The organism is Dactylosporangium cerinum, assembly GCF_042653625.1.
In the GTDB taxonomy this organism is placed as follows: domain Bacteria; phylum Actinomycetota; class Actinomycetes; order Mycobacteriales; family Micromonosporaceae; genus Dactylosporangium; species Dactylosporangium cerinum.
Window position 1 is genome coordinate 318,564 of record NZ_JBHSIU010000010.1, and the last position, 13,188, is coordinate 331,751.

The window sequence follows — 13,188 nt, forward strand, 5'->3', positions numbered from 1 at the left end:
TCAGGAGTTCTTGCGTGCGCTGCAGACGTGCCAGCCGTCGGTCCGGGTCAAGCCGAACTGCCAGCTCTGCCGGGTGTTGGACATCAAGCCGCCGCTTTCGGGTACGCGAATGTTCAAGGCGGCGGCGATCGTGGCGGTGTCGCCCGTGGTGCTCGGTTGCAGGTCGGCGAGGCTGACGGTGGCCTCGACGGCTGACCGGGTCTCCAGGTCCTTGACCTGGTCGCGCAGCAGGTCCACCGCGCCGAGGTCCGGGGACGCGCACTGCAGCTTGAGGGCGGCGTTGTCGTCGTACGTGTTCAGCTTGGCGTTGATGTATTTCTCGAGGACCACGCTCGGGCTGTCGGTCGTCCCGTCGCTGCCGCTGTTGCCGCCGTTGCCGGACCAGGTCTTGATGGCGAAGGCGCCGGCGGCAACGGCCGCGACGATCGCCAAGGCTGCGATGGTCAGCGCCCGGACCGGCCGCTTCGAGGGCGCCGGCGATGGTGGTGGGAACGGGACGTGCGGCGGCGGTGCTTGCGGTGGTGTGGGCGGCGCTGCCGGGCTCGCGGCCGGTGGTGGCGCTGTTCGGCTGCCACTGGCGTTTCCTTGTTGCGGCAGCGTCAGCAGCGCGCCCTCCGCGACGACCAGTTCGGGCTGGTCCAGGACCGTCGGCGCGATCCCCAGCGCCCGGTGCAGCAGCGTCGCCGCGAGCGGCACCCGCGACGAACCGCCCACCAGGAACACCCCGGCGAGCTGCGCCGGTGCGAGGCCGGCCGCCCGCAGCACCTGCGTGGTCAACGCGACGGTCCGTTCGAGGTGGGGCAGGGCCGCCGCGTCGAACTCCTCGCGGGTCAGGTGCAGCCGGCGGTCGACGATCGGGAGGTGCAGTTCGCCCGTGGCGTGCCGGGACAGCTGCTCCTTGACCGCCCGGGCACCCTGCCACAACAGCTGCCTGGACTGCTGTTCGGACGCCGTCGCCGGCTGGTCGAGCCGGTGCCAGGCGTCGCCGGCGTCGGTGGTGATCCCCCGGGCGTGGCGGACCACGGCGGCGTCGAGGTCAAGCCCGCCGACGTCGGCGAGGCCGTCGGTGGCAAGGACCTCGTACCCGGCGCCCGTCGGCCGGATCACCGTGATGTCGAAGGTGCCGGCGCCGAGGTCGTACACGGCGACGCAGCCGCGCGGCGCGGACCGGTCCGCCGGCGCGGCGAAATACGCGGCCGCCGCCACCGGTTCAGGGACGAACGAGACCGGCCCGAGCCTGGCCCGGCCGGCGGCATCGGCGAGGATGCCGAGCCTGGTCCGGCTCCACGCCGCCGGATGCGTGAGCACCACCTCGTCCGGCGGCCGGCCGGCGACCCGCACCGCCTCACCGGCGATCCGGGCGAGCACGGCGCCGATCAGGCCGGCGACGGGGTGCTCGCGGTCGCCGAGCCAGACCACGCCGTCGTCGATGCGCCGCTTCGGGTGGCCCTCGAACCGGGCCGGGTCGCCGATCGCGGCCCGCTCGGCGTCGGCGCCGACCAGGAGCGACCCGTCAGACGTGGCGAAGACGGCCGACGGCAGCAGCGGCGATGCGTCGAAGAGCAGCGGCCGCGCGGTACCGTTCGGGCCGGTCATCATGCCGACGGTGTTGGACGTGCCGAAGTCGATCGCAAGCCGCTGCACACCGCAACTCTAGAACGTATAGGTGTCGCTCACTGACCGTCGGGCGCCGCAACCGTTGGCCCGCGCCTTGGTGAAGGCTTCAGAAGCCGAGCCTGGCTGCCGTGCCGGTGAGGCCGGATGACGAGCCGAGCTGCAGGCTCGTCACCTGTCCCGCGTTCGTCAGCGGTATGCCGCGCGACACCGCCGCGCTCCCGACGGCGACGAGCTCCAGCGCCGCGTTTCCGGGGGTGAGCCTGACCAGCGTGGTGTCGTCGTACCAGCCGACGGGTTTCGTCCGGGCCGGCACGAGCGCGACGACCTGCCCGCTGGCGGTGTCGAGCACGGGCGAAGGCAGGGGCTGCGCCGACGTGATGCCCGACGCGTCCGCGAACACGTACCGGCGCGACGGTGAGTAGGCGGCGGCGCCGTCGACCATCCCGCCCCGCTCGGCGATCCGGGCGCCGAGGGTGCCGTCCGGGTCGAGGTACTGCAGCGCGCCCGGCTCGGTCGAGTCGTTGGCCTCGGGCCCGATCAGCAGCGCCAGGTAGCGCCGTGAGTCGGCGGCCCAGCCGACGGTGGCGCCCAGGATCGGCATCGGGATCGTGGTGTTGGTGACGTGCCGGGTGGCTACGTCGATGCGGTGCGCGGTGAACTGCAGTTTGGGGTCCTTGGTGATGGAGGTCCACAGCAGCGCGGTGCCGTCCGGCGACCACGACGGGCCGTTGCCGGGCGGCACGTCGAGCCATTGGACCGCGGTCGCGTCCCGGGTGAGCGCGGCACGGTCGGCGATGCCGACCCGGCCGTTGTCGTTGACCGCGGCGCGGGTCAGGTCCGGGGACAGCACCACGGCGAACGGCATCGACACGTACCGCCCGGTGCCGGGGTCGAGCAGGAACGAGCGCTCGCCCTCGGTGTAGACGTGGATGGCCTGCGGGCCGCCGCCCGGCGTCGCGAGGGGCGCCCCGCCCGCCGACGCGGGCACGGGCGGGTCCTGCGCGGTTTGCTGGACGGCGGTCGGCGTGACGGTAGGGGTCGCGCCCGTGCCGGCCGGGGCAGCGGCCCGCTCGCCGTTGAGGACGGCCGGCACCACCAGCGCGGCCGTCACCGCGACGGCGGCGCCGAGCACCACGACCCTGGTCCGCCGGCGCCGACGGGCCATGCGCAGCACCGTGTCGGCGAGCCGCGCGGGCGGCACCAGGTCCGCCGGGAAGGCGACCGCACGCAGGTCGCCGTGCAGCTGATCGTCCAGGTTCACGGCGCGCTCCTCATCGAGGTAGGGATGCCTGCCAGGTCGGGGTATGCGGCCCGCAGCTTCGCCAGGGCCTTCGAGGCCTGGCTGCGGACGGTGCCGAGCGAGATGTCCAGCAGTTGCGCCACCTCGGCCTCGGAGCGGTCCTCGTAGTACCGCAGCACGACCACGGCCCGCTGCCGCGCCGGAAGCACCCTCAGTGCCTCGAAGACGCCGTGCCGCACGACCGTGTCCGTGGCGTGGTCGTCGCCGCCGGCGCGGTCCGGGGTGGACGGCACCAGGGTCTCCGGGCGGCGGGACCGCAGCCGCCACCGGTTGATCTGGTGGCGGTACATGGCGGTGCGCACGTACGCCTCGGGGTGCTCGCGATGGCGGATCGCGGCCCACCGGCGGACGGCGCCGAGCAGCGCGGTCTGCAACAGGTCCTGCGCGTGGTGGACGTCGCCGGTCAGCAGGTACGCGACCCGCAGCAGCGCCGCCGACCGCGTGGTGACGAACTCGCGGAACTCCCGCTCGTCCTCCGGGCTCATCCGGCATCCCTCCGTCGCGGCAATGGTCACCCGTACAGACACCGCGCAGCCGCGCCGCAATGCCTCCCGGAGGAAAGTTTCGCGGGCCGGGGGTTGCGCCGCCGGGCTGGCCTTTGTGTTGTCGGGTGGGCTACGGCGTTGGTCGGGTGGGCTACGGCGTTGCCGGGCCGGGTGCCGGCACGTCGGCTTTCGGCGTTGCGGGGCCGGGTGGTGGCGCGTCGGGATCGGCCGGGTCGGCGACGGGCGACGGGCGGCGGGGGCGCAGCGCGGGGGCGGTGGCGGCGACGAAGAGCGACAGCACGACCGGGATCGCCAGCGCGCCGGGCAACCCGACGACCTTGCTGGCGCCGCCGATGAGGACCGGGCCGAGCAGGAACCCGAGGTAGCCGAGGCCGACGACCCGGGCCAGGGCGCGCCCCGCCGCGTCCGGGTTGCGGTCGCCGGCGGCCGAGTACACCTGCGGGGCGATGAGCGCCATGCCCGCGCCCAGGCACGCGAAGCCGGCGACGCCGGCCGGGGACGCACCGACGAGCAACGCCGCACCGAGCCCGCCGGCGGCGAGCAGGCCGCTGGCCCGGACCAGCAGGACCGGGCCGAACCTGGTGGTGAGCCGGTCACCGACGAGCCGGGTGACCGTCATCGCCACGGAGAACGCGGCGAACGCGGCCGCCGCGAAGCCGGCCGAGCTGTGCAGGTTGTCGCGGAGGTACACGGCGCTCCAGTCGGCGGCGGCGCCCTCGCCCACGAGCGCGCAGCAGACCAGCACCCCGAGGAACAGCACGCCCCGCACCGGCCCGTCCTGCGCGGCCGGTCCGGTGCCCCGCGGGGCCGGTGCGGTCCGGGGCAGCGCCCACCACGCGGACCAGGCGGCGAAGGCCACCATCGTGCCGCCGACGGCCGTGAACGTGGTGCGTGGCCCGACGCCGGCGTGGGCGAACAGGCCGCCGGCGCTCGCGCCGATGAAGCCGCCGATGCTGTACACCGCGTGGAACGACGACATGATCGGCCGCTGCCAGGCCCGCTGCACGTCGATCGCATGCGCGTTCATCGCGATGTTCAGCGTGCCGTGGACCGCCCCGAACGCGAACAGCGCGACGGCGAGGGCCGCGAGGTTCGGCGCGTACGCGGGCGGGATCAGCACCAGACCTTCGGCGAACGCGACCGGCAGCATCACGCGCCGGCTGCCGAACCGGTCCACCAGCCGCCCGGTCATCTGCATCCCGGCGATCGCCCCGGCGGCGAACGCGAGCAGCGCGATGCTCAGCGCGCCGTCGTCCAGTGACAGGTTCCGCTTGATCGCCGGGATCCGCACGGTCCACACCCCGAGCGTGATCCCGAAGAGCAGGAACAGCAGCGCGGTCGCGACCCGCGCCCGCACGAGAACACTGCGTTGCGGCGCTTCCGGCACGGCTGCACTCCAGGGGAAGACGGGCTGATCCCGCCGATTCTCCTGCACCGCCCGCCGCCGCGCTGACCGTGCGATGCGCGGCGCCGATTCCCTTATTCAGACGATTTGTTCGGTTCCTTTGCTGCCGGCGACGCACCCCAGGGCGGCGAACGTCGGTGGGCACGGCACTACGATCACGTTGTGCAGTTCCGCGAAGCCGTCCACGACGACCTGCCCGCCATCGTCGCGCTGCTGGCGGACGACATCCTCGGCAAGGCCCGGGACCACGCGGTGGTCGACGAGGCGTACGAGCGGGCGTTCGCGGCGGTCACCGAGGATCCGCGCAACCTGCTCATCGTCGCCGACGACGGTGGTGAGGTGGTCGCGGTCCTGCAGGTGACGTACATCCCGGGGCTGGGCCGGCACGGCGCCGAGCGGGCGCTCGTCGAGTCGGTCAGAGTCCGCGCCGACCGGCGGGGCCAGGGGCTCGGCGCGCGGCTCATGACCTGGGTCGTGGACCGGGCGAGGGAGCGCGGCTGCGCGCTCGTGCAGCTCACCACCGACAAGCGGCGGCCGGATGCGCACCGGTTCTACGAGCGGCTGGGTTTCGTCGCCAGCCACGAGGGCATGAAACTTCCGCTCGGCTGACGGCCCGCACCACGCTGTGCGGAGGCCGCGTGGTTCAGGCCTGCTTGATCCGGCTGCCGTCGACGGTGATCGCGATCTCCTTGAGACCGCTCGTCGCCGGTCCGCTCATCCGCGCGCCGTCGGTGATGGCGAAGGTCGAGTTGTGCGCGGGGCACGTCGCGACCCCGTCCTTGGGTGGGCTGACCTTGACGCCCTTGTGTGGGCAGGCGGCGTCGTACGCCTTGAAGGTGCCGGCGACCGGCTGGACGACCAGGACGTCACCGACGATGGTCCCGCCGCCGACCGGGACGTCCGCGGTGTTGGCGAGGCTGGCTGCCGGGGCCGGCGTGGCGGACGTGGAAGTGGCGGCCGGCGCGCCCTTCGGGTTGGCCGCTGCGGCGGCGGGTGGTTCGGGGTCGTCTCCGCAGGCCGTGAGCAGTCCGGCCGCGCCGGCGCCCACCAACAGTGCGCGTCTGCCCGCGCACCAACGTATCGACACGATTGATCTCCTTCCGTCGTGCACCGACCCAGCACGCTACGCAGGAAGTCAATCGATGGCAATGAATTGCATCTTCTTTCATGGCCCGTTAAGGCAGGTGCCGGCCCCCGCGTCGCTGCGGGGACCGGCACCTGGTTCGGAGCGGGTTCAGAAAGGTTCAGAACCGTTCATCTAGGCCAGCGGGTCAGGCCAGAGTGAAGCGCCACTGCTGGTTGGTGCCGCCGTGGCAGGTCCACTGCAGCAGGCGGGCGCCGTCGGCGGTGGAGTTGCCGTTGACGTCCACGCACAGTCCGCTGTTGACGTTCTTCACCGTGTACACGCCGGACGTGCCGGTCGGGGTGACGGTGAACTTCTGGTTGTTGCCGTTGTTGCAGGTGAGCTGCTGCAGGAAGGCGCCGTTGACGGTCGAGGAGCCGATGATGTCGAGGCACTTGCCGCTGTGCACCGCCTTCAGGTAGACCGCGCCGCCACCGGCGTCGACGGCCTGCCACTTCTGGTTGTTGCCGCCGGTCGGGGCCCACTGGATGATCTGGGCCTCGTCCGCGGTCGACACGCCGTTGACGTCGACGTTCTTGCCGCTGTGCTGGGCGGTCAGCGTCCACGTCTTGCCGGCCACGCCGCCGGTGTTCGGGGTGCCGACGCCGGCCCCGCCGAAGGTGAACGAGTCCAGGTCGAAGCCGTTGTTCGCACTGTTCTTGAACACCATGTACAGCGTGTGGGTGCCGGACAGCGCGGCCGTGTTGACCGTCGCCGTGTTGGCGTAGTTGTCCCAGCCGCCGGTGCTGGCGATGGGCGTCGTCGCCAGCAGGGTGCCGGTCGGCGAGTCGGCGTGCAGCTCGATGGAGCCGCCGCCGGTCGGCGTGGACACCCGGTAGGTGACGTTGGTGATGCCCTGCAGGCTCATCGGGTTGAACGAGATCCAGTCGTTGTTGGAGATGTCCCCGATGCGTTTCGTGCTCTCCGCCCCGGCCTGGTCGATGACCCGGATGCCGGACTGGGCGGTGAAGTACTCCGCCTGCTTGTGCTTCGGCTGCAGGATGGCCTGGCCGTAGCCGGTCAGCGGGGCCGCGCCGCCCGCGCCGCCGTTGTCGGTGTAGTGGGCGATGAGGGCGTAGAACAGGTTCGCCCCGTCCGGGTGCCCGCCGAGCAGGTCGGTGGAGATGGTGCCGGAGCAGCCGGGGTACTCGGTCGTCTCGTGCAGGTGGTCGTCGTGGCCGAGGGCCGGGTTGACGTAGACCTTGGAGCAGTCGATCGCGGCGCCGCCCGGGTCGGTGACGGTCACCGTGTAGGAGACCTGGTCGCCGAAGTTGAGCATGCCGCCGTTGACCGGGGTGCTGACCGTGACGGTCGGCGCGGTGTTGCCGACGGTGATCTGCACGTTGGCGAAGCCGGTCTTGCCGGTGTTGTCGGTGACCTTCAGCTGGGCGGTGTAGTTGCCGTTGGTGGTGTACGTCTTGGCGGGGTTCGCCGCCGTCGACGTGGTGCCGTCGCCGAACGTCCACAGGTAGCTGATCGTGTTCCCGGGGTCCGGGTCGAGCGAGCCGGCGCTGGAGAACTGGACGTTGAGCGGGGCGTTGCCGTTGGTTGGCGTGCCGTTGGCCTTGGCGATCGGCGACCGTCCACCTTGGACGTAGTCGATGCGGTAGAGGCCGGAGTCGTTGTTGCCGCCGCCGAAGCTGGAGCCCCATTCGAGCAGGTACAGCGATCCGTCGGTGCCGAACTCCATGTCCATCGGCTTGTTGAAGTTGCCGGCGGGCAGGAACGTGTTGGTCCGGGTGACGGCGGTGCTGCTGTCGAAGTGGACCTCCTTGACGAAGTTGCGCGACCACTCGTAGAAGAAGCTCACGCCGTCGTAGTACTGCGGGAACTTCGTCGTGGACGGGTTCGACGCGTTGTACCGGTAGACGGGGCCGCCCATCGGGGCGGAGCCGCCGGAGCCGAGCTCGGGGAAGTTCGGCGAGGCGCCGTAGCCGTACCAGAGGTTCGGCGCGACGACCGGCTTCAGGTTGACCAGGCCGGTGTTGTTGGGCGAGTTGTTGACCGGCGCGGCGCAGTTGAACTTCGCGCCGACGACGCCGGTGTCCGGGTTGTAGGGCGCGTAGGGCTGGTTGTCACCGTGGCAGAACGGCCAGCCGTAGTTGCCGGCGGCCTTGATGACGTTGAGCTCCACGAGACCCTCGGGCCCGCGGTTCGTCGTCGGCAGGCCTCGGTCCGGGCCGTAGTCGGCGAGGTGGACCCAGCCGGTGGTGGGGTCGATGGAGAAGCGGAACGGGTTGCGGAAGCCCATCGCGTAGACCTCGGCCCGCGTCTGCGCGGTCCCTTGTGGATAGAGGTTTCCGGAGGGGATGGTGTATCCGCCGGCGGCGGCCGGGCGGATGCGCAGCAGCTTGCCCCGCAGGTCGTTCGTGTTGCCCGCGGTCTTCGCCGCGTCGAGGTGGGACTTGCCGGCCCGCCAGTCCAGCGGGGCGTAGCCCTGCCAGTTGCTGTCGAGGTTCGGCGCGACGTCGTCGCCGGTGCCGATGTACAGGTTGCCGTCCGGCCCGAAGGCGATGTAGCCGCCGGTGTGGCCGGGCTCCGGGGACGTGCGGTCCCGGGTCGCGGGGATGTCGATGATGGTGACCCCGCTGGACATGTTGAGCGTGTCACCGCTCAGCGTGTACCGCGACACCCGGTTGATGTCGGTCGTGCTGCTGGCCGGCGAGTGGTACACGTACACGTAGCCGTTGCTGGCGAAGTTCGGGTCCAGGGCCAGTCCGGTGAGGCCGTCCTCGCCGCCGGTGTAGACGCTCAGGGTGCCGGCGGTGACGGTGGTGTTGGTGCTGGGCTTGAAGATCTTCACCTGCCCGGCCCGCTGCACGTAGAGGACCCGCCCGTCCGGCGCGACGGCGAGGGCCATCGGGTCGGCGGTGTTGTCGTCGAGGGTGCGCTTCTCGAAGTTGCCCCAGACGGTGCCGCCGCAGTCGCCGGCGACGTTGCCGGCTGCCCAGCGCACACCGCCGAGCACGTGGTTGCGGAAGTTGGTCTCGCTGTAGGACTCGATCGCGTGGCCCATGGCGGTGGTCCAGACCCGCCCGCCGCCGGTGTTGCGGCACCAGGAGATCGGGTGGTCGCTGCCCATGGCGGAGCCGCCGGGGTTGTAGGTGCGTTCGTCGGCGGTCACGAGCACGTGGACGTCGCCGCGCGGGTTCTTGTCGAAGTTGTACCACTCCTCGCTGCGGTTCCACCGGTCCGGCAGGCCGGCCGTGGACGGGTGGAACTTGTCGGCGACGATGGCCTGGCCGGCCAGGACGCCGGGGGAGTGGGCCGGCATGTGCGCGCCCGCGTTGACCGTCTGGTCCCACCACGGGTACTCGGTGTCGATGCCCATGTCGGTGGCGTTGTGGATCGCGACGATCCCCCGGCCGCTGGCCAGGAAGCCCTCGACGGCGGAACGCTGCGCGGCGGTGGTGAACACCAGGCCCGAGGTCTGGAACATGATGAGGACGTCGTAGGTGGCGAGGTTCGCGGTCGTGAAGACGGCCGGGTCCTCGGTCTGCACGACCTCGAAGTTGTTGGCGGCGGCCTGCTGCTGGAACATGGTGATACCGGCAGGAATTGAATCATGTCGATATCCGAGGGTTCCGGTGAACAGCAGCGCGCGGAAGGCGGGCGCCGCCGCCGCGGGCTTGACGAGCGCCATCGCGAGGAGCATCCCCACGATCGTGCCCAGGATCAACGTACTTCTTCGCATGCCGTTTCCTCTCGGCGGGACAACGCGATGCGGGCCATGGGCGCACGGCAGCGCCACCCGTGGACAGGGTTGAGTGACGTGTGGGTGATCCGGTCGAGTCGCTGTCGTCCGCCGCGACGGACAGTGACATCGACCGGATGAAGACGCGTCAGCTGCCGTGACGAAGAGTCACATCGATGGGCTCTTCTGTCATGGCTCGCGGCGCCAAGCCTGCTCCGGCGAACCTTTTGAAGTCAATACGGACAACAAACGGGCAGCTCATAACGCTTTTTGGAGCCAATTTCTGTGCGCGGAGAGCACGATTTCGTAGCTGTTTCGTCTTGATCGGGTTACGTCATTGCCAGGCGGCGCCCAGAGCTTTAACGTGACGGACACGATCTTTTGTCTCATCCAGCAGAAGTGCTGCATGTGTCACCGGAAGATCTAGCGATGTGAAGTCTGCCGCTTACCTTGAGTGCCGCTCGGGTTGCGATCGTCGGCGCGGTCACGCCCGGAGGTGACACACCGTTAAGAGAAATCGCCCTGGCATCGAACTCGCTGCTCACGCTCCGAAGTGTTGCCGAGGCGCCCCATCCCATTGGAGCACACGTGAGACGATCCACGTCCGTCGTTGCGGCCTTGAGTGCCGCGTTGCTGATCCTGTCCGGTTGTTCGACCGATGAGCCGACCGCCACCGCGTCCGGGGGTGCTTCTGCCAGCGCTGCCGCCGGCTCTGGTACCGGGGAGCAGTCGAAGTTCTTCGTCCAGGCTGACTATGACAACGAGTTGTCGTTGTTGAACGCGACTGCGACGGGTCCGGCGGACAAGCCGTGGGAGCAGGTGCTGAACCCGAAGCTGGTGGACACGGCGAAGTACAAGAAGGCCGGTCCGTACAAGATCTGTTTCTCGAACGCGGCGTTGAACAACCCGTGGCGGCAGGTCGGTTACAAGGTCATGCAGGCCGAGGTCGAGGCGCAGAAGGCCAAGATCAAGGAGTTCGTGCACGTCGACGCCGAAGGCAAGGACAGCAAGCAGATCGCGGACATCAACGACCTGCTCGGCAAGGGCTGTGACGCGTTGATCGTCTCGCCGAACACCACCGCGACGCTGACCCCGGCCGTCGAGGCCGCGTGCGCCAAGGGCCTGCCGGTCATCGTGTTCGACCGCGGCGTGGACACCAAGTGCCCGGTCACGTTCATCAACCCCATCGGTGGCTACGGCTTCGGCCACGTGGGCGCGTCGTTCCTGTCCGAGAAGGTCAAGCCCGGCGGCAAGGTCCTGGCGCTGCGCATCCTGCCCGGCGTCGACGTGCTGGAGACCCGCTGGTCGGCCGCCAAGGTCCAGTTCGACAAGGCGAAGGTCAACGTCGTCGGTGTCGAGTTCACCGACGGCGACCCGGCCAAGACGAAGAAGATCGTCAACGACTACATCCAGCGGTACGGCACGATCGACGGGATCTGGATGGACGCCGGTGCGACCGCCGTCGCCGCCGTCGAGGCGTTCCAGGACGCGGGCAAGCCGGTCCCGCCGATCAATGGTGAGGACCAGCTGGACTTCCTGAAGCTGTGGAAGGACAAGAAGCTCACCGCGATCGCGCCCACCTACCCGACCTACCAGTGGCGCACCCCGATCATCGCGGCCCTGAAGATCCTCAACGGCGAGCAGGTCTCCAGCCCGTGGAAGCTGCCGCAGCCGACAGTGACGCAGGACAACCTGGACACCTACGTCGACGCCAACATGCCACCACTGCACTACGCCATGTGCGGCTGCAAAGACCTGCCCGGCTACCCCCAACGCTGGAAGTAAGGTCAGACCTGCGTGAGTCGCCACTGCTGGTTGGTGGTGCCCTGGCAGGTCCATTGCACCAGCCGGGTACCGTCGTCCACCGCGTTGCCGAAGACGTCGATGCACAGTCCACTCAGGACGTTCTTGATGACGTAGACGACCCCGGTCGCTGTCGGGGTCGGTGCCGGCGTCGCGACAGGCACCGGTGTGATGGTGAATCGCTGGTTGTCGTCGTTGTTGCACCGGTACTGCTGCAGGTCCGCCCCTGCGGTGGTGGAGCGGGCGGCGACGTCCAGGCACTTGCCGGAGTGCACGGCTTTGAGATAGACGGTGCCGCCGCCGGCGTCGATGACCTGCCACCGCTGGTTGTCGGCGCCGGTCGCGGGCCATTGGATGACCGGGGTCCGATCGGTGCCGGAATGCGCCTCGACGTCCATGAGCTTGCCGCTGTGCTCCGCGGTCAGCGTCCAGGTCCGCCCAGTGATCGGCACGGTGGCTGAAGGGCTTGGTTCCGGTGTCGAAGATGCGGTGGGCCCGCGGGTGACCGGGGCCGCTCCTTTGGCCGTGGATCCGGTGGTGACCGGTGGTCGCGGCGGTATCGGCGGTGCGACCGCGGCGCGGGTGGGCGTGGGTTGCGCCGGTGGCGTGGACACCGCGATCGGCGTGAGGACGACACCGGCCACGATGACCGTGCCCGCGATGAGGGAGACGATGGGATGTGCCGCTACCGCGGCGGCGAGTTTGCCGGCCAGCGAGAAGTGCGCGGTGCCGGTCGCGGCGGCGCCGGAGGCGGCGTGCGCGATCGAGCTCGCCGCGCCCGTGGCGGCCGCCGGAAGCAGGCCTTTGGCCATGAGCGCAGCGATGAGCGTGGCCGGAACGGGCAGCACGGCGAGGGCCGTGATGATCTTTTCGATCCTGATCAGGTCTGCCGTGGTCGCAGTGCAGACGGCGCAGTCGCGGATGTGTCGGGCGATCCGTTTGCGCCAGACGGTCGACGGCTGCGTGTCCCATCCGGACACGACGGTGTCCAGGCCGGCGCAGCGAGGCTCGGCGGCGAGGGCGCTGACGATTCCACGGCATCGCTCCAGCTGCTCGCGCATCCGCTGCAGCCGGACACCGGCGTGAGCGACGTTCACCCCCATGGCTTCGGCCACCTCGGCGCGGCTCATGAGTTCCGCCGTTTCCTGCCACCACAACGAGAGCAGTGTCCGGTCGTCCGGCTCCAGCCATCGGCTCGCCTCGGACAACTGGCGTCGCTCCTCCGCGAGCTGCATGTGCAGCACTGTCGTGCGCTCGATGTCCGCCGCGCTGTCCGCGACGTCGGCCGCCTCCTCGATCACGGTGGTCCGCGCTGCCGCGGACTGCCAGCGGTCCCTGTGTCTGCCGATCTGGTGCATCGCCACAGCGGCCAGCCACGGTCGGAAGCTCTCGGGATTGCGCAGGCCCGGCAGGTCCCGCAGCACCAGCAACAATGTCTCCTGCACGACATCGTCCACGTCGGCGGGCCTGCCCACGGCTCGGCCGACGATGTTGTACAGCAGCGGCAGGCACGCCGAGATCAACTCGTCACGTGCGTCTCTGCTGCCGGCCTGCGCGGCGATGACCAGCGGCGCATAGTCACCCCGGAACGTCAGGGGCGGTACAGAGGACGGCTTCCGCAGCCTGGGTGCCGGTCCGCCGTGCATGTCAGGTCCCACAATCGCTGTCATGAATGCGCAGGTCGTGCATCGGCCCATCACAGTGGCGACGGAAGGCGATGGTGTCAAGATCCCACCGCAG

Annotated in this window: 9 protein-coding genes; 2 read left to right on the forward strand and 7 right to left on the reverse strand. The window is 70.2% G+C overall.

The window, feature by feature from the left end; all coding sequences use genetic code 11:
* The 4 genes from ACFPIJ_RS07860 to ACFPIJ_RS07875 all read right to left on the reverse strand — a co-directional run bounded on the left by ACFPIJ_RS07860 (position 1) and on the right by ACFPIJ_RS07875 (position 4,810).
* Positions 1-1,644: an Hsp70 family protein gene (locus ACFPIJ_RS07860; protein ID WP_380113971.1), complete on the reverse strand. Its 1,644-nt coding sequence runs from the start codon at positions 1,642-1,644 to the stop codon at positions 1-3.
* 79 nt (positions 1,645-1,723) lie between these two features.
* Positions 1,724-2,878, reverse strand: a complete 1,155-nt coding sequence (locus ACFPIJ_RS07865; protein WP_380113972.1) for a hypothetical protein — start codon at positions 2,876-2,878, stop codon at positions 1,724-1,726.
* Complete coding sequence (locus tag ACFPIJ_RS07870) at positions 2,875-3,402, reverse strand: SigE family RNA polymerase sigma factor (protein ID WP_380113973.1); 528 nt, start codon at positions 3,400-3,402, stop codon at positions 2,875-2,877. The genes ACFPIJ_RS07865 and ACFPIJ_RS07870 overlap by 4 nt, the downstream gene beginning before the upstream one ends.
* A 151-nt stretch (positions 3,403-3,553) precedes the next feature.
* On the reverse strand, positions 3,554-4,810 hold the full coding sequence (locus ACFPIJ_RS07875; protein ID WP_380113974.1) for an MFS transporter: 1,257 nt from the start codon (positions 4,808-4,810) through the stop codon (positions 3,554-3,556).
* Positions 4,811-4,990: 180 nt separating this feature from the next.
* On the opposite strand from ACFPIJ_RS07875, the gene ACFPIJ_RS07880 reads away from it, so the two are divergent.
* A complete protein-coding gene (locus tag ACFPIJ_RS07880; RefSeq protein WP_380113975.1) occupies positions 4,991-5,437 on the forward strand; it encodes a GNAT family N-acetyltransferase in 447 nt (148 codons plus the stop codon).
* Between the two features lie 34 nt (positions 5,438-5,471).
* Here the strand turns inward: ACFPIJ_RS07880 and ACFPIJ_RS07885 are convergent, their stop codons facing one another.
* Positions 5,472-5,915, reverse strand: coding sequence for a Rieske (2Fe-2S) protein (locus ACFPIJ_RS07885; protein WP_380113976.1), 444 nt, complete (start codon positions 5,913-5,915; stop codon positions 5,472-5,474).
* Positions 5,916-6,099: 184 nt separating this feature from the next.
* Complete coding sequence (locus ACFPIJ_RS07890; RefSeq protein WP_380113977.1) at positions 6,100-9,645, reverse strand: ThuA domain-containing protein; 3,546 nt, start codon at positions 9,643-9,645, stop codon at positions 6,100-6,102.
* Between the two features lie 588 nt (positions 9,646-10,233).
* Here ACFPIJ_RS07890 and ACFPIJ_RS07895 point away from each other — a divergent pair.
* Positions 10,234-11,430, forward strand: coding sequence for an ABC transporter substrate-binding protein (locus ACFPIJ_RS07895; protein WP_380113978.1), 1,197 nt, complete (start codon positions 10,234-10,236; stop codon positions 11,428-11,430).
* A 2-nt stretch (positions 11,431-11,432) separates the two neighbouring features.
* Here the strand turns inward: ACFPIJ_RS07895 and ACFPIJ_RS07900 are convergent, their stop codons facing one another.
* Entirely contained in the window at positions 11,433-13,094 is a 1,662-nt protein-coding gene (locus ACFPIJ_RS07900) for a sigma-70 family RNA polymerase sigma factor (RefSeq protein ID WP_380113979.1), read from the reverse strand.
* Between the last annotated feature and the right edge of the window lie 94 nt (positions 13,095-13,188).

Excerpts from the sequence above, each read along its gene's own strand:
- ACFPIJ_RS07870 (WP_380113973.1), bottom strand. The coding sequence starts at position 3,402 with ATGAGCCCGGAGGACGAGCGGGAGTTCCGCGAGTTCGTCACCACGCGG.
- ACFPIJ_RS07890 (WP_380113977.1), bottom strand. The coding sequence starts at position 9,645 with ATGCGAAGAAGTACGTTGATCCTGGGCACGATCGTGGGGATGCTCCTC.
- ACFPIJ_RS07900 (WP_380113979.1), bottom strand. The coding sequence starts at position 13,094 with ATGCACGGCGGACCGGCACCCAGGCTGCGGAAGCCGTCCTCTGTACCG.